Source organism: Marilutibacter penaei (genome assembly GCF_014145395.1).
Classification (GTDB): Bacteria; Pseudomonadota; Gammaproteobacteria; order Xanthomonadales; family Xanthomonadaceae; genus Marilutibacter; species Marilutibacter penaei.
Genome location: NZ_JACHTE010000004.1, coordinates 109,002 through 123,879, shown reverse-complemented (window position 1 = coordinate 123,879; position 14,878 = coordinate 109,002). Strand labels below are relative to the sequence as shown.

The following is a 14,878-nucleotide window of genomic DNA, read 5'->3' as shown; positions in this document are numbered from 1 at the left end:
CAGCCGGCCTGCGGCACCATTCCGGGGTTTCCGGAGCAATTCAGGCGGCGAACCCGGCATGACTGGTGCAATCCGTATGGTTTTCCTGGCGACCATCGTCGCCATCGCGACCCTGGCGTGGTGCGGGGACGCGCATGCGCAGCGGGTGGAGGGCGACCGTGCCCGCGCCGAGGACGTCTACACGGCCGAGGTCGTCGTGCGCGGCCAGGGGGAGGACGAGCGCCAGTCGGCCTTTGCGCGCGGCCTGGCCCAGGTGCTGGGCAAGCTGTCGGGCGATCGTGAGGCCGCGAGCCAGCCGGGCGTCCGTCGCGAGCTGCGCCGTGCAGGCGACTACGTCACCGGCTACGACTACCGGCAGGACGAAACCGTCACCTCCAGTGGCTCGCCCACCTACCGGACGGTACTGGTGGTGCAATACGACGACACGAGTGTCGATGCGCTGGCTGGCACCCTGGGCATCCCGGTGTGGCCCCAGCCCCGCCCCAAGCCGGTGTTGTGGCTCGCGATCGACGATGGAAGCGGCCCGCGTCTGGTCGGGCTGCAGCAGTCGAACGTCGCCCGGTCGGTCCTGAACCGGGCCATCGAACGCGGGTACCGCCTCGGCTTGCCGTCCGGCAGCGCCGCGGAGCAGGCGGTGGTCGGCGCGATCTGGCGTGGCGACACCGCGGCCGTTGCCCGGGCTTCGGCACGCTACAGCCCGCCCATGCAGCTGATCGGAAAGCTGCGCCGGGGCGAGGGGGGCTGGGTGGCGGACTGGACCTTCGTCGACCGCGGGCGCGTGCTCGCGAACTGGTCCGAGACCGGCGTCGATGCCCGGCAGGTCATCGCCACCGGCGCGGACGGCGCGGCGGATGCGCTGACCAGACGGTACGCGAAGCGCAGTGCCGTCGGGCCCGCTGGACGCCATGCGGTGACGTTCCAGGGACTGGACAGCGCCGACGACTACATCCGCCTGTCCGGATACCTCCAGGGGCTGGCGGTGGTGCGTGGCATCACCCCGCTGAAGGCCACGGAGGACCAGGTGGTGCTCGAACTCGACCTGCTGACCGGCCTCGAGGGCCTGAAGCGGATGACCGAGGGCGGTGACCTGCTGGTGCCGGTCGCGGCCCTGACGCCCGATGGTTTGCCCGAGCCTTTGCCGCCGCCCGGGCCCGTGCTTCCCGCCGATGACGATGCGGACGTCGAGTCGACGAGCCCGCCGCCCAGCACGTACCGGGTGCGGTGATGCACGGGGCCGAGTCGATGGAGGAAACCGCCCGCTTCCTGAAGCGGTTGCAATGGGGCGCGCTGGCGCTGGTGGTCTTGTGGCTGGTGTGGCTGCTGGCCCCGATCCTCACGCCGTTCGTGCTGGCGGCGCTGCTGGGCTGGCTGGGCGATCCGCTGGTGGATCGCCTGGAGCGCTCGGGGCGGTCGCGGAACGTGGCGGTGGCGCTGGTCTTCACGCTGATGGCCCTGCTGATCGTGCTGGCCCTGGTGATCCTGGTCCCGATGATCGAGCGCCAGGTGGTGACCGTCCTCGACATGCTGCCCAAGCTGCGCGACTGGACGATGGGGACGGCCCTGCCGTGGCTCGAACAGCGCACCGGGGTCCAGCTGGCCAGTTGGCTGGACCCGCGCCGGCTGATCGACCTTGCCCGGGAGCACTGGGACCAGGCCGGAGGCGTCGCCGCGACCTTCTTCGGCTATGTATCGCGGTCCGGCTTCGCGCTGGTGACCCTGGTGGCCAATGCCGTGTTGCTGCCGATCCTGACGTTCTACTTCCTCCGGGACTGGGACAAGCTGGTCGAACGCGTCGCGTTGCTGGTGCCGCGTGACCATATCGGCACGGTCAGCCGCCTGGCCATCGAATCCAACGACGTCCTGTCGGCGTTCCTGCGCGGCCAGATCCTGGTGATGCTGGCGCTTGGCGCCATCTATGCGATCGGGCTGTCGGTGGTCGGGCTGAAGGTCGGCCTGTTGATCGGCATCGTCGCCGGCCTGATCAGCTTCGTGCCTTACCTGGGCACGGCCACTGGCGTGGTGATGGGCCTGATCGCGGCCTTCATACAGCCGGGCGGCGACCTCACACTGGTGCTGATGGTCGCGGGCGTGTTCATCGTGGGACAGATGCTCGAGGGGTACGTGCTCACCCCGCGCATCGTCGGCGACCGGATCGGCCTGCATCCCGCGGCGGTGATCTTCGCCATCATGGCCGGGGGCCAGCTGTTCGGCTTCCTCGGCATGCTGATCGCCCTGCCGGTCGCGGCGGTGGCGAACGTACTGCTGCGCTTTGCGCAGGAGCGTTATACCCACAGCCGCCTCTACGCCGGGGAACGGGCGGACGTGGTGGTGAGCGCGTCGCCCGGACCCGTGATCGACCCGGAGCGGGAGCGCTCGTGACGGTGCCGCAGCTGCCCTTGGCGCTGCGCTACCCGCCGGACCAGCGATTCGAGACCTTCGTCAGCGCGCCGGCCGGTGCGCTGGCGCAGTTGCGCGCGCTGGCCGGTGAAGGCGGCGGCGATGCGGTCTTCGTTGCCGGGCCGGCCGGGGCAGGCAAGACCCATCTGCTGTTGGCCACCTGTGCCGAAGCCGAGCGTGCCGGCCGGCGGGTCGCCTTCGTGCCGCTTGCGGCCGTGGCCGGTCGCCTCAGCGAAGCCCTCGTGGCGTTGGAGGGTCACGACCTGGTCGCGCTGGATGGACTGGAGGCGGTGTCCGGAACGCGGGCCGACGAAGTGGCGCTGTTCGACGCGCACAACCGGGCGCGGGCTGCGGGGACCGGGCTGCTCTACGCGGCGCGGGCGAATCCCGCCGACCTTGCACTCGGGTTGCCGGATCTCCGCTCGCGCCTGTCGCAGTGCGCGCGGGTGGTTCTTTCCGCGCTGGACGACGAGGGACGCCGCGAGGTGCTCGCCCAACGGGCACGGCGACGCGGCCTGGTGCTGGATGAAGCCGCCCTCGACTGGTTGCTGCGCCGGCAGGGGCGGGACCTGGGAGGGCTGGCGGCCGTGCTGGATCGACTCGACAAGGCATCGCTGGCCGCGCAACGGCGGATCACCGTGCCGTTCCTGCGGCAGATCCTCGGAAGCGTGGACGCGACGCCCTGAGGGACGACGTCAGGGACAGGCGTCCTCGACCTCTTCCCATACCAGCGGCTCCCAATAGGCGTTGTCGCGGATGGTGCCGAGGTCCATCCCGTCCTCGAGGAAGCGCGCGGCCAGGCGGGTCCGGATGCCGGGTTTGACCTCGACCACCAGCGTCTTGCCGACCCGGAAGCCGTCGCGCCGGTACAGGTCGGTACGTGCGCGCAGCTCCAGAGGGTCGAAACGATCGTCGCGGATGCGCTCGCTGACGATGACCGCATGCGTGCCCGCGGGCAGGCGATGGCGGTTGGCGTCGACGGGCTGTCCATCCCCGTCGATGCTGAGGATCCTGACCGGATAGAGGTTCTCGCTCACGTGGGGCAGCGTGCCGCGGTTGGTGATGTAGCCGCACCCTTCGAGCTGCACGCTGGCGGCGATCGGCGTGGAGCTGCTCAGTTCGATCGTCCGGTTGCCGCGCGAGACGGTGGCGTTGACCGGCCCTCCCCCGGCGAGCGCGCCTTCCAGGGTGTCGTTGGGCGTCAGCGTGTCCGTCAGGGAGCGGCCATTGACGACCAGCAGCCGGTCACCCACTTCCAGCCCCATCTGCTCCGCAGCACCGCCCGGCGTGATGGCAAGGACGGTGATGCCATCGACATGGGGACGGCGGACATCGAGTACGGCACCCAGCGCGCTGGCGTTGGACGCGAGCAGGGCCCAGCTGGACGGGGTGGCCTGGCCCACCAGGGGCGGGCCGGCAAGGGCGAGGGCCAACACCAGGGCGGCGCGCATGGGCATCATCCTCGCGACGGCGATCCGGACGGACCGGGTGTGCGTGCGCCTGCCATGAGCCGTTCGCGCGCCTGCCACAGCGGCGCGACCTCATCGTCACCGGCGCCGCGCGCATAGGCGGCCTGCAGCGCACGGTCGATCGCCTGGACCTGACGCTGGTGGGGAATCTGCTGCGATGCCCCGCCTTTGGGGCCAGGACCGTGCGCAAGCGGGGGCTGCAGGTCCGGTGCCATCAGGGCGGGCAGGAAGGCCAGGGCGAACAGGCCCACGGCCACCACGCCCATGCCCCCGCGCAACCAGCGCCCACGATGCGCGTGGGCGGCGCGCAGCCGTGTTTCCAGCGCGGCGGGTGGGACCGGGTCGGGAAGCGCCCGCAGGTGGCGGGCGACGTGGCAGTCAGCGGCGTGAGGCTTGGGCATTGAGGCGGGGTGAAACATCTTCAGGAGGGGAGGCGGTGGAATCGGCAGACTGTGATGGGGCATCGAGATCGCGCCTGAGCTTCGAGAGCGCCCGCGAGATCTGGGATTTGGACCAGCTGGGGCTGCGGCCGAAGCGTTCGGCCAGTTCCGTGTGCGACCACCCTTCGACTTCGTGCAGCCATACCAGGGTACGGGCCATGGGGTCGAGCCGTTGCAGCAGCCGGCCCGCATCGCTGTATTGCTCCGGGGCGTGGGTGGCTGCCGCATCGGCGCAGAGGGATTCGTCCACGTCCGCATAGAGACCGGCATGGGCCTTGCGCAGGCGATCGATGGCGGCATTCGCCACCACCTTTTTCAGCCACGGACGCACCGGCCGATCGGATCGCAGGCCGCCGATGAACCTGAGCATCTTCATGAAGGCGTCGTGGGTCAGGTCCTCGGCCGCGTGCGCATCGCCGGTCAGCCGCAGCGCCAGTGCGTGTACCGCGCCCGCGTGCCGCGCATACAGCTCCGCGAACGCCGGGCGGTCGCCCCATCGGGCCTTGCGAAGCAGTTCGGGTTCGTCCACGAGATGGATGACGGGCTGGTCCATTGGACGCGGATACGGCTGGAGAGCCGGAAGCGTCGCACTGCGCGTGCGATGGAGGCGTGAGACGCCTCAGGACGGCTGCAGGGACTGGTCGAGCGCCGCCAGGCGCCCGGGCGTGCCGACATCGGTCCAGGCCCCCCGGTGGTGCTCGCCGGTGACATTCCCCGCCCCCATGTGCGCGGCCAGGATGGGTGCGAGCCTGAACCGCGGTTTGCCCTCGGCGAAGCGCACGTCTCCGGCATGGGCCTGCCAGCCAGCCAGCAGGGCCGGTCGGTAGATACCCAGCCCGGCATAGGTCAGGGGATGGGCGCCTCCCGTTCGCACGTGACCGTCCGGGTCGAGGGTGAAGTCCCCGCGGGTGGCCTGCGGTGGCGGGTCCACCATCACCAGGTGCGCCAGCCCCGCCGGATCGCGCGGAAGGCGGCCCAGGTCGAAGTCGGTCCAGACGTCGCCGTTGACCAGCAGGAAGGGGGCCTCGCCCAATGACGGAAGCGCATTCAGCATGCCCCCGCCGGTCTCCAGTGGCACCGGACCCTCGTACAGGAAATGCAGGCGAAGCCCCCAACGCTGGCCATCGCCCAATACCTCGGGGAACTGGTGGGCCAGCCAACTCGTATTGACGACGACGTCCTGCACGCCGATCGCGGCGAGCCGCTCCAGATGCCAGACGATCAGCGGCTTGCCACCCACGCAAAGCAGGGGCTTGGGGGTGCGGTCGGTGAGCGGACGCATGCGTTCGCCCAGGCCCGCGGCAAACACCAGCGCCTTCACGATCCAGCTCCCGTCCTGTGTTCGAACGCGGGCCTGATGGTGCGCTCCAGCAGTTCGGTGAGCGGACGCAGTGCCGCGTGTCGGGGAAGCACCTCTTCGAGATAGACGAAGAAGCGTGGGGCGTCGGCCAGGTAGCGTGATTTGCCGTCGCGGTGGTGGAGCCGGGCGAAAATGCCCAGCACCTTGAGGTGCCGCTGCACGCCGAGCCAGTCGGCATCGCGGAGGAAGGTCTCGAAGGGAGGCACGGGGATGCCGGCGTCGCGCGCGCGCGCGTGGTAATGGGCAAGCCACCCATCGACCTGTGCCAGGGGCCAGCTCAGGAACGCATCCTTGAACAGGCTGACCGGATCGTAGGCGACCGGCCCGGCCACGCAGTCCTGGAAGTCGAGTACCGCCGGGCCGGCGTCGGCGGGCATCAGGTTGCGCAGCATGTAGTCGCGATGGGTCAGCACCCGCGACTGCGCAAGTGCGTTGTCCGACAGGCGCTGTTGCACCCGGGCCAGGCGGATGGTGTCGGCGGGGTCGAGCTCGAGACCGAGGTGGTGGCGCAGGAACCAGGCGTCGAACAGGTCGGCATCACGCTTCAACAAGGACGCCCCGAACACGGCGAGCGTGGGTGGGGGCGGGATGCGTTGCAGGCGCAACAACTGGTCCACGGCGGCGTCGATGAGCGCATCGGCATTCCGTGCGTCGATCTGCTGGGCGAGCGTGGCGGGCCCCAGGTCTTCCAGCAGCAGGAAGCCGGCAGCCACGTCCTGCGCCAGGAGCCGGGGTACCCGCACCCCGCCGCTGTCCAGGAGGGCGTGCATGGCCAGCCAGGGGCGCACGTCCTCGAGCCCGGGCGGTGAATCCATGACGATGCGGCTGGGCGTCGTGCCGACGGTGCGCCAGTAGCTGCGGTGCCCGGCATCGTGCGAAGCCCGTTCCAGGCCAAGACCCGGATCGCCACTGACCGCATGCAGCCAGGCAAGGCGGGTGTCCGGGCGGGCGTCGGGGGGAAGGGACATGCGGGGCGATGGCGGTGTTCCGGTGCGACAGGATCGCACAGCGCAGGCGGGCCTTCAGCAGGGGATGCGGCCAGGCACCTGCGGTCGCGGTGGCGGGGCGGGGACTGCCGGCGTGCAACGAAAAAAAGGCGGCAACATGGGTTGCCGCCATCAACTCAAGCCTCCATGGGGTGAGGGCTTTCCCCGTCGAGCAGGGCCTAGCCGAGCGAGGCCAGCCAGTCGTCGTCCGATCCTTCGGCGACGTCCTCGAACAGGAAGGTGGACAGATAACGTTCGCCGGTGTCGGGCAGCATCGCGAGGAGCACGGACCCCGCCGGCGCCTGCTCGGCGACCTGCAGGGCGGCGGCCACGGTGGCACCTGCGGAGAGGCCCACGAACAGGCCTTCTTCGGCAGCCAGCCGGCGCGCGGTGTCGCGGGCGACCACATCCTCGATGGGACGGATGTCATCGGCGATGGTCCGGCTCAGCACGCCCGGAAGGAAGTCCGGCGTCCAGCCCTGGATCTTGTGCGGCTGCCACTCCTTGCCGGACAGCAGAGCAGCGCCTGCCGGCTCGCTCGCGACGACCTTCAGCCCCGGCCGGGCGAGCTTCAGCACTTCGCCGGCGCCGGTGATGGTGCCGCCCGTACCCCAGCCACTGACGAAGTAGTCGAGTCGCTTGCCGGCGAAGTCGCGCAGGATTTCCGGGCCGGTGGTGTTGCGGTGGTAGGCGGGGTTGGCCTCGTTCTCGAACTGGCGGGCGAGGAACCAGCCGTGCTTTTCCGCCAGCTCCGCGGCCTTGCGCACCATGCCGGAACCGCGCTCCGCGGCCGGGGTCAGGAGGACCCGGGCGCCATAGGCGCGCATCAGCTTGCGGCGCTCGACGGAGAACGTTTCCGTCATCACCGCGACGAACGGGTAGCCGCGGGCCGCACAGACCATGGCCAGCGCGATCCCGGTATTGCCGCTGGTGGCCTCGACGACCGTCTGGCCGGGCTTCAGCAGGCCGTTCTGTTCGGCATCGAGGATGATGGCCAACGCCAGCCGGTCCTTGACCGAGCCTCCTGGATTGAAGGATTCGACCTTGGCGTACAGGGTGACCTGCTCCGGCGCGATGCGGTGCAGTTTGACGATCGGCGTGCTGCCGACGGTGTCGAGGATGCTGTCGTACAGGGCCATGGGGTACTCCGGTGAACTAAAAGGGATGTCGGTCGGCGGCTCACGCAGCGCGGGCGAGTGCTGCATCGTGGCGCAGGGGCGGGGCGCCGAACCAGTGGAGCGTGCCCGCCAGGCCGGCCACTTCGCCGAGGATCAGCAGCGCGGGTGCCTTGACCTCGAACGCAGCCGCCGTTTCGGGCAGGTCAGCAAGCGTGCCGGCCACCACGCGCTGGCCGGTACGCGTGCCATTCTCCACCAGCACGAAGGGGGTCGCGGGATCACGCCCGTGTTCGACCAGCCGGTCGCGGAGGCGGGCCAGGTGGCCCACCCCCATGTAGAAGGCCAGCGTCTGGTGCTCCTGGGCGAGCGCAGGCCAGTCGATGGGATCGTGGCCTTCGCGGCCCAGCGCGGTCAGGAACCTCACGGACTGCGCATGTTCGCGATGGGTCAGGGGAACGCCGGCATAGGCCGCGCAGGCAACGGCAGCGGTAATGCCGGGGATGACCTCGAAGTCGAGCCCGTGCGCCTTGAGGACTTCGAGCTCTTCGCCCCCGCGGCCGAAGACAAAGGGATCGCCGCCTTTCAGGCGCACCACGCAGCGGCCGGCGCGGGCGTGTTCGACCATCAGCGCATGGATGCGGTCCTGGGTGGCATCGTGGTCCCCGCCCACCTGCTTGCCGACCTCGATGCGTTCCGCGTCGCGGCGGGACAGCGCCAGGACCTCCTCGCTGACCAGGCGGTCGTACAGGATCACGTCGGCCTGGTTCAGGGCACGCAGGCCGCGCAGGGTCAGCAGGCCGGCATCGCCGGGGCCCGCGCCCACGAGCAGGACCCGACCCGGCGCGGCGGCGGGTGAATCCTGCAGTTCCGATTCGAACGCGCGGCGGGCACCCTCCGCGTCGCCCCGGCGGAGCAGGGCCGGTACCGGACCGGCGAGGAGGCGATCGAAGAAGGCTCGTCGGGCCGCGATGTCTGGAAAGTGGCGGCGGATGCGCTGGCGCTCGCGTCCCAGCAGCGTGGCCAGGGCACCCATCGACTCATCAAGCTGGATTTCCAGCTGTTCGCGCAGGTGCCGCGCCAGCATGGGCGCGGCACCTGCGCTTGAGATTGCGACCTGTAGGTCGCCGCGCTGGACGCGTGACGGTACCTGGACGCTGGACAGCTCGGCGTCGTCGACGACGTTCGCCCAGACACGGCGTGCTTCCGCTGCCACCGCCACCGCCCGATTGACCGTGCGGCTGTCGGTGGCGGCGATGACCAGCCAGGCCTCGTTGAGCCAGTTCGGATCGAAGCGCCCATGCAGGTGTTCGACCTGGCCGGTGGCGACGAGATCCGCGACCGCGGGCTCCAGCGCCGGGGCGCCGACCGCCACCCGCGCGCCGGCCTCCAGCAATGCGTCGATCTTCCGACGCGCGACCAGGCCCCCCCCCACCACCAGCACGCGCCGGCCGTCGAGATCGGTGAACAGCGGGAACAGCGGGGCAGGCATGACGGTGCGATGCATCGGACGTGTGTCGGGATTGCCACGCTAGGGGCTGCCGCGCCCGCGAGGAAATGAGCAATCGCGCGCTGATCATGCCCACGGGTCATAAGTGGGCGCGCCCGTGCGCTGGACGGGGTGGAAGGCATGGGCTAGTTTTCCCGGGGCGGTCGCGATCGTCCCGGGGCGGTAGCCGACCTGCCGCCCGGCCCGGACTTCGTAGACCGATGACCCTGACCCAACTCCGTTATCTCGTCGCCATCGCCGACTCGGGCCTGAACATCACGCTGGCCGCCGAGCGCGTGCACGCAACCCAGCCCGGCCTGTCCAAGCAGCTCAAGCAGCTCGAGGAAGAGCTGGGCTTCCAGCTGTTCGTGCGCCGCGGCCGGAGCCTGGAGTCGATCGCACCGGGCGGCCAGAAGGTCCTCCAGCATGCCCGCAGGATCCTCGAGGAGGCCGCCAACATCCGGGCCTATGCGGCGAACGAGCGTGGCGAGCACGTGGGCCGTCTGGTGCTGGCCACGACCCATACGCAGGCACGCCATGTGCTGCCTGCGGCGATCGCGGCGGTCAAGCGCGAGTATCCACGCATCAGCGTGCACCTCGAACCGGTCGCCGACGGAGAGGTGCTGGAGCAACTCGCGCATGGCAGTGCCGATCTCGCCGTGCTGAGCACCGCCGGGCAGGTGCCCGACGCCGGCATCGCGATCCCGCTGTTCCGGTGGCAGCGGATGGTGCTCGTACCGAAGTCGCATGCGCTGGCCCGGCTCTCCCGCGCGCCGGGCCTGGTGGAGCTGTCGCGCCACCCCCTGGTCAGCTACGAATCCTCGATCCGGCCTGAGTCATCGTTGCGTCGCGCGTTCGCAAGCGAGGGCGTCGAGCCCCAGCTCGCCATGACCGCGCGCGACGCCGACCTCATCAAGACCTACGTGCGCGCCGGGATGGGGGTTGGCCTGCTGGCGGAGATGGCACTGGCCGGCGCCGACGACGGTGATCTCGTTGCGCTTCCGGCCCCCGCGGCGATCCCGGAATGCACGGCGTGGGCGGTACTCCCGCGTTCGCGGGTCACGCGCGACTATGCCCTTGAACTCATCCACGCGATCGCGCCACAACTGGATCGTCACGACCTGCGTCGCGTGCTGGACGGCAACGCCGAGGCCAACTGGCCGGCACCGCCGAGCTGGGTGGAGCTCAGCCAGTCGGTGACGCAATGAAGGCCCGGGGCCGTACCGCCTGGCAGGCCGGAACCTGCGGTCGCTGACGCCGATAGCGGCCGGGAAGCCTCAGGCGGCTTCGGTCACGCGGCCCGGCGCGGCGTCGAAGTGCAGGCCGCACTCACGCTTCATGCCGAAGAACCGGGTGTCTTCTGCCGCCATCCCGGCCTCCAGGGGCCGCGTGCTGTGGGTGTCGCCGATCGATACATACCCCTCGTGCCAGAGCGGGTGGTAGGGGAGGTCGTGGCGGTTGAGGTAGTCCCAGACATCGCGATCGCTCCAGTCCGCCAGTGGGTGCAGTTTCCAGCGGCCGTCCTTCAGTTCGAGGAAGTCGATCGCCGCGCGGCTCCGTGACTGGTCGCGGCGCAGGCCGGCGATCCAGGTCCGCACGCCGAGCGCGGCCAGCGCGCGTTGCATCGGTTCGACCTTGTGCACGCGGTTGTAGTCGTCGATGGCTTCCATGCCGAGGGACTCCAGGCGACGCACGCGCGACTCGGTCCAGGCGTGCGCGGGGTCTGGATGGAACACCTTGAGGTTCAGCGCCAGGCGTTCGCGAAGTTCGCCGATGAACACATGCGTCTCGGGGAAGAGATAGCCGGTGTCGACGAGGATGACCGGGATGTCGGGGGACACGCGCGTGGCCATGTGCAGGGACACGGCGGCCTGTGCGCCGAAGCTCGAGGAGAGGGCATGGCTGCCGGCCGTGTTTTCCAGCGCCCAGGCCATCCGGTCGGCGGCATCGAGGCGACCCAGCCAGTGGTTCAGCTCGGACAGCGCGCGGGGCGATTCGGCGGCGGTGACGGGATCGGGGGGGCTCATGCGGTCACCTCGTAGTGCGAGGGATGGTCGTAGGCCACCACCGCGTTGCGCACGAGGAAATCACCGAAGCCTTCGTCGGTGCCGCGTTCCTTGGCGTAGCGCGCCAGCAGCGAATCGAGTTCCGCGAGGATCGCCGTTTCGTCGATGTTCTCGCGGTGCAGGGTATTGATGCGCTGGCCACGGTGATCCGCGCCGAGCATCAGGTTGTAGCGACCGGGCGCCTTGCCGACCAGCGCGATCTCGCCCAGGTAGGGGCGGGAGCAGCCGTTCGGGCAGCCGCTGACGCGCAGGTTGATCGGGGCATCGGCCAGGCCGTGTCGCGCCATCAATGCGTCGATGTGCCCGGTGAGTTCAGGCAGGTAGCGTTCGGCCTCGGCCATGGCGAGGCCGCAGGTAGGAAGTGCCACGCAGGCGATGGCATCGCGCTGGAGCGGCGTGGCGCTTCGGTGGGCGTCCAGCGCGTACACCGCGACCAGCGCGTCGACGGCATCGCGGCGCGCGGCGGGAATGCCTGCGATGACGAGGTTCTGGTTGGCGGTCATGCGGAACTCCGCGCCCTCGTTGGCCGCATCGAGCACCCGGGCGATCTCGCGCAGGCCCGACAGGTGGCGCACCTGGGTGTCGTCGACGATGCGGCCGGCAGGCAGCGCGAGGGTCAGGTGCCAGCGCCCGTCCTCGCCTTCCACCCAGCCGAACCGGTCGTTGTTGTGCTCGAACGCCCAGGGACGGTCCGGCTCCAGGGTGATGCCGGCGCGCTTCTCCACTTCCGCCTTGAAGTTGTCGAGGCCATGGTCGTCGATGGTGTACTTCAGGCGCGCACGCTTGCGCACGGTACGATTGCCCCAGTCCCGCTGCACGGTGACGACCGCGGTCGCGACGGCCTTGAGTGCATCGACCGGGACGAACCCGATCACGTTGGCCAGCCGAGGATAGGTCTCTGCATCGCCATGGGTCGCACCCATGCCGCCGCCGACGGCGACGTTGTAGCCGATGACTCTGCCTGCCTCGACGATGGCAATGAAGCCCAGGTCCTGCGCGAACACATCGACATCATTGAACGGGGGGATGGCGAAGCCGATCTTGAACTTGCGCGGCAGATAGGTCTCGCCATAGACCGGTTCGTCGACCTGCGGGCCGCCCGCGACCTGCTCCTCGTCCAGCCAGATCTCGTAGTACGCACGGGTGTTCGGCAGCAGGTGCTCTGACACCGCGGCGGCATGTGCGTACACCTCCGCATGCACGTCCGACTGCAAGGGGTTGGCGGACACCGCCACGTTGCGGTTGACGTCGCCGCAGGCGGCCAGCGTGTCGATCAGCGCGGCGTTGATGGCCTGCATCGTCGACTTGAGCTCGGTCTTGATCACCCCGTGGAACTGGAACGCCTGGCGGGTGGTGATGCGCAGGCCACGTTCGGCGAAGGTCGTCGCGATCGCGTCCAGCTTCAGCCATTGCGCGGGCGTGACCACGCCACCCGGCGTACGGGTGCGGATCATGAAGCTGTACGCCGGTTCCAGCTTCGCGACGCGACGGGCTTCGCGCACGTCCCGGTCGTCCTGCTGGTAGCTGCCGTGGTACTTGATCAGGGTCTGGTCGTCCTCGCGCAGCGACCCGGTCAACGGGTCGGCGAGGCTCTCAAGCAGGCTCCCGCGCAGTCCGATGCTGGCGCGCTTGATGTCTTCGACCGAATGCGTGCTCATTGCAGGTGTTCCTGGTGATGCCTAGTAGGTGTCGCGGGCGTAGCGGCCCTGTTGCTGGAGGTGGGCGAGGTAGGCCTCGGCATCCTCGCGGGACCTGCCACCGTGTTCGGCGACCACGTCCAGCAGGGCCGCGTGCACGTCCTTGCCCATGCCGATCGCGCCGCACACATAGAAATGCGCACCGTTCTCCAGCCAGTCGTACAGCGCGCGCCCCTGTTCGCGGATACGCTGTTGCACGTAGACCTTGTGCGCCTGGTCACGCGAGAACGCGAGGTCGATGCGGTGCAGGTGGCCGTCCCGGATCGCGCGCTGCCATTCGAGCTGGTAGAGGAAATCGGTGCGGAAATGCGGGTTTCCGAAGAAGAGCCAGTTGCGGCCGCTCGCGCCGACTTCGGCGCGCTCCTGCACGAAGGCGCGGAACGGTGCGACGCCGGTGCCGGGGCCGACCATGATGATGTCGCGTGACGCGTCCGCGGGCAGGCGAAAGCGTTCGTTCGGCTCGATGTAGACCGGAAGCCGGTCGCCCTCGGCGGCTCGCGAAAGGAAACTGGAGGCCGTGCCCCAGCGCGTACGTTCCTCGAACGCGTACTCGACGTGGGCCACCGTCAGGTGGACTTCATCACCAACCTGCTTCTGGCTGGACGCGATCGAATACAGGCGCGGGGTCATCGGGCGCAGCGCGGCGACCAGCGAGCCGGCATCCCAGCGGGTGGGGTGCCGCTGGAGGAGGTCGACGACCTGCAGGCGATCGAACAGCTGGGCCAGCTCCTCGCGACGTTCCGGCTCCAGCAGGGCGCCCAGCGAAGCTTCGCCGCCGCGTTCGACATGGGCGGCCAGGAAAGGCCGGGACAGGCGGGTCAGTTCGCGTCGGGTGGACAGCCACTCGCGGAGCGGGCGCTCTTCCCCGGACAGGCTGACCGGTGCCTCGCCATCGAGCGCCAGCGTGGCCAGCACCTCGTCGACGAGCAGCGGTGGATTCTCGGGCCATAGGCCCAGCGCATCGCCGGGTTCGTAGCGCAGCCCGGAGCCTTCCAGCGATATCTCGAAGTGGCGGACATCGCGGCCCTGCGGTGAACGCAGGCCGCTGGATGCGCTCAGCGCGTGGCCGGCCAGGAGCTCGGCGTGGAAGGGGCGGTCACGGTCATGTGCAGGCGCGACCGGATGGGGCCGCAGCGGCGTCACGGTGGCGCTGTGGGCCGGTGCACCCGGGGCGGCAAGGGCGCGTGCTTCCTCGACGGCCTGCTGCAGCCAGGGCGTCGCGACCGTGTCGATGTCCAGGTCGGCGTCGCCGCGTGCGAACAGCCGGGTCGCGCCGAGCTCGGCCAGGCGTTCGTCGAGCACGCGGCCGATCTCGCAGAACTGCGGGTAGCTGGAATCGCCGAGGCCCAGCACCGCGAACTTCAGCGCGGGGAGTTTCGGGGCACGGCGTCCACGAATGAACTCGACCAGGCCCAGGGCGTCGTCCGGCGGATCGCCTTCGCCCTGGGTGCTGATGACGATGTAGAGCTGCCTCTCGTCCTTGAGCTCGCGGGTCGGGTAGGCATCGGCACGCAACAGGCGGACCGCGATACCGGCCGACTCCGCCTGCGCCGCGAGCTTCTCGGCCAGTCGCCGGGCGTTGCCGGTCTGGCTCCCGTAGAGCACGGTGAGGGTGGACGAGGCGGCGGGAGGCGCCGCGGGGCTCGCTGTAGCGGCCGCCGGGCCGCCCGGGCGGGCCTGCCCGCGGGCCAGGCCAGCGGCGTAGCCGGACAGCCACCACAAGCCGGCGCCATCCAGGCCATCGGTCAGTTGGGTCAACAGTCCGGCCTGCGCGTCGGTGAGGGGCGCGGGCAGCGGGGCGGGGGTGGCGGACATGGCAACGGCCCTGCACGGGTTCCTTCGATGCCTGCAGCCTAGGT

The 14,878-nt window shown here is 70.0% G+C and carries 14 protein-coding genes; 4 read left to right on the top strand and 10 right to left on the bottom strand.

Features of this window, described 5'->3' with window-relative positions; all coding sequences use genetic code 11:
- Nucleotides 1-58: 58 nt before the first annotated feature.
- From H4F99_RS06485 to hda, 3 genes are read left to right on the top strand one after another with little or no spacing between them, the layout of a single operon-like run.
- Nucleotides 59-1,225, top strand: a complete 1,167-nt coding sequence (locus H4F99_RS06485) for a DUF2066 domain-containing protein (RefSeq protein ID WP_182668917.1) — start codon at nucleotides 59-61, stop codon at nucleotides 1,223-1,225.
- Complete coding sequence (locus H4F99_RS06480; protein WP_246371419.1) at nucleotides 1,225-2,379, top strand: AI-2E family transporter; 1,155 nt, start codon at nucleotides 1,225-1,227, stop codon at nucleotides 2,377-2,379. Before H4F99_RS06485 ends, H4F99_RS06480 begins: the two co-directional genes overlap by 1 nt.
- The gene (hda, locus tag H4F99_RS06475) at nucleotides 2,376-3,083 is read left to right on the top strand and encodes a DnaA regulatory inactivator Hda (protein ID WP_182668916.1); all 708 of its coding nucleotides are present in this window, start codon (nucleotides 2,376-2,378) and stop codon (nucleotides 3,081-3,083) included. The genes H4F99_RS06480 and hda overlap by 4 nt, the downstream gene beginning before the upstream one ends.
- A 9-nt stretch (nucleotides 3,084-3,092) precedes the next feature.
- On the opposite strand, the gene H4F99_RS06470 is transcribed toward hda, so the two are convergent.
- The 7 genes from H4F99_RS06470 to cysG form a co-directional block, all read right to left on the bottom strand.
- Nucleotides 3,093-3,848: a PDZ domain-containing protein gene (locus tag H4F99_RS06470; RefSeq protein ID WP_182668915.1), complete on the bottom strand. Its 756-nt coding sequence runs from the start codon at nucleotides 3,846-3,848 to the stop codon at nucleotides 3,093-3,095.
- Between the two features lie 5 nt (nucleotides 3,849-3,853).
- Nucleotides 3,854-4,267 (bottom strand): hypothetical protein, encoded by a 414-nt coding sequence (locus tag H4F99_RS06465; protein WP_182668914.1) that lies wholly within the window; start codon nucleotides 4,265-4,267, stop codon nucleotides 3,854-3,856.
- On the bottom strand, nucleotides 4,245-4,859 hold the full coding sequence (locus H4F99_RS06460; protein WP_182668913.1) for an RNA polymerase sigma factor: 615 nt from the start codon (nucleotides 4,857-4,859) through the stop codon (nucleotides 4,245-4,247). Before H4F99_RS06460 ends, H4F99_RS06465 begins: the two co-directional genes overlap by 23 nt.
- Nucleotides 4,860-4,925: 66 nt before the next feature.
- On the bottom strand, nucleotides 4,926-5,627 hold the full coding sequence (gene murU, locus H4F99_RS06455; RefSeq protein ID WP_182668912.1) for an N-acetylmuramate alpha-1-phosphate uridylyltransferase MurU: 702 nt from the start codon (nucleotides 5,625-5,627) through the stop codon (nucleotides 4,926-4,928).
- Nucleotides 5,624-6,634, bottom strand: a complete 1,011-nt coding sequence (locus H4F99_RS06450; RefSeq protein WP_182668911.1) for an aminoglycoside phosphotransferase family protein — start codon at nucleotides 6,632-6,634, stop codon at nucleotides 5,624-5,626. The genes murU and H4F99_RS06450 overlap by 4 nt, the downstream gene beginning before the upstream one ends.
- Nucleotides 6,635-6,831: 197 nt before the next feature.
- Nucleotides 6,832-7,791: a cysteine synthase A gene (gene cysK, locus H4F99_RS06445; RefSeq protein WP_182668910.1), complete on the bottom strand. Its 960-nt coding sequence runs from the start codon at nucleotides 7,789-7,791 to the stop codon at nucleotides 6,832-6,834.
- A 40-nt stretch (nucleotides 7,792-7,831) separates the two neighbouring features.
- Nucleotides 7,832-9,259: a siroheme synthase CysG gene (cysG, locus tag H4F99_RS06440; protein ID WP_182668909.1), complete on the bottom strand. Its 1,428-nt coding sequence runs from the start codon at nucleotides 9,257-9,259 to the stop codon at nucleotides 7,832-7,834.
- A 218-nt stretch (nucleotides 9,260-9,477) separates the two neighbouring features.
- On the opposite strand from cysG, the gene H4F99_RS06435 reads away from it, so the two are divergent.
- Nucleotides 9,478-10,464: a LysR family transcriptional regulator gene (locus tag H4F99_RS06435; protein ID WP_182668908.1), complete on the top strand. Its 987-nt coding sequence runs from the start codon at nucleotides 9,478-9,480 to the stop codon at nucleotides 10,462-10,464.
- A gap of 69 nt (nucleotides 10,465-10,533) precedes the next feature.
- Here H4F99_RS06435 and H4F99_RS06430 read toward each other — a convergent pair whose 3' ends face one another.
- The 3 genes from H4F99_RS06430 to H4F99_RS06420 are packed head-to-tail and all read right to left on the bottom strand — an operon-like array spanning nucleotide 10,534 to nucleotide 14,834.
- Nucleotides 10,534-11,283 carry a phosphoadenylyl-sulfate reductase gene (locus tag H4F99_RS06430; RefSeq protein WP_182668907.1) on the bottom strand — a complete coding sequence of 250 codons (750 nt, stop codon included), beginning with the start codon at nucleotides 11,281-11,283 and terminating at the stop codon, nucleotides 10,534-10,536.
- On the bottom strand, nucleotides 11,280-12,980 hold the full coding sequence (cysI, locus tag H4F99_RS06425) for an assimilatory sulfite reductase (NADPH) hemoprotein subunit (RefSeq protein WP_182668906.1): 1,701 nt from the start codon (nucleotides 12,978-12,980) through the stop codon (nucleotides 11,280-11,282). Before cysI ends, H4F99_RS06430 begins: the two co-directional genes overlap by 4 nt.
- Nucleotides 12,981-13,001: 21 nt before the next feature.
- Nucleotides 13,002-14,834 carry an assimilatory sulfite reductase (NADPH) flavoprotein subunit gene (locus H4F99_RS06420; protein WP_182668905.1) on the bottom strand — a complete coding sequence of 611 codons (1,833 nt, stop codon included), beginning with the start codon at nucleotides 14,832-14,834 and terminating at the stop codon, nucleotides 13,002-13,004.
- Nucleotides 14,835-14,878: the final 44 nt, after the last annotated feature.

Bases quoted from the DNA above. Each gene is read 5' to 3' on its own strand.
- H4F99_RS06485 (WP_182668917.1), top strand. From the start codon at position 59: ATGACTGGTGCAATCCGTATGGTTTTCCTGGCGACCATCGTCGCCATC.
- H4F99_RS06480 (WP_246371419.1), top strand. From the start codon at position 1,225: ATGCACGGGGCCGAGTCGATGGAGGAAACCGCCCGCTTCCTGAAGCGG.
- H4F99_RS06470 (WP_182668915.1), bottom strand. From the start codon at position 3,848: ATGCGCGCCGCCCTGGTGTTGGCCCTCGCCCTTGCCGGCCCGCCCCTG.
- H4F99_RS06465 (WP_182668914.1), bottom strand. From the start codon at position 4,267: ATGCCCAAGCCTCACGCCGCTGACTGCCACGTCGCCCGCCACCTGCGG.
- H4F99_RS06460 (WP_182668913.1), bottom strand. From the start codon at position 4,859: ATGGACCAGCCCGTCATCCATCTCGTGGACGAACCCGAACTGCTTCGC.
- H4F99_RS06450 (WP_182668911.1), bottom strand. From the start codon at position 6,634: ATGTCCCTTCCCCCCGACGCCCGCCCGGACACCCGCCTTGCCTGGCTG.
- cysK (WP_182668910.1), bottom strand. From the start codon at position 7,791: ATGGCCCTGTACGACAGCATCCTCGACACCGTCGGCAGCACGCCGATC.
- cysG (WP_182668909.1), bottom strand. From the start codon at position 9,259: ATGCCTGCCCCGCTGTTCCCGCTGTTCACCGATCTCGACGGCCGGCGC.
- H4F99_RS06435 (WP_182668908.1), top strand. From the start codon at position 9,478: ATGACCCTGACCCAACTCCGTTATCTCGTCGCCATCGCCGACTCGGGC.
- H4F99_RS06430 (WP_182668907.1), bottom strand. From the start codon at position 11,283: ATGAGCCCCCCCGATCCCGTCACCGCCGCCGAATCGCCCCGCGCGCTG.
- cysI (WP_182668906.1), bottom strand. From the start codon at position 12,980: ATGAGCACGCATTCGGTCGAAGACATCAAGCGCGCCAGCATCGGACTG.
- H4F99_RS06420 (WP_182668905.1), bottom strand. From the start codon at position 14,834: ATGTCCGCCACCCCCGCCCCGCTGCCCGCGCCCCTCACCGACGCGCAG.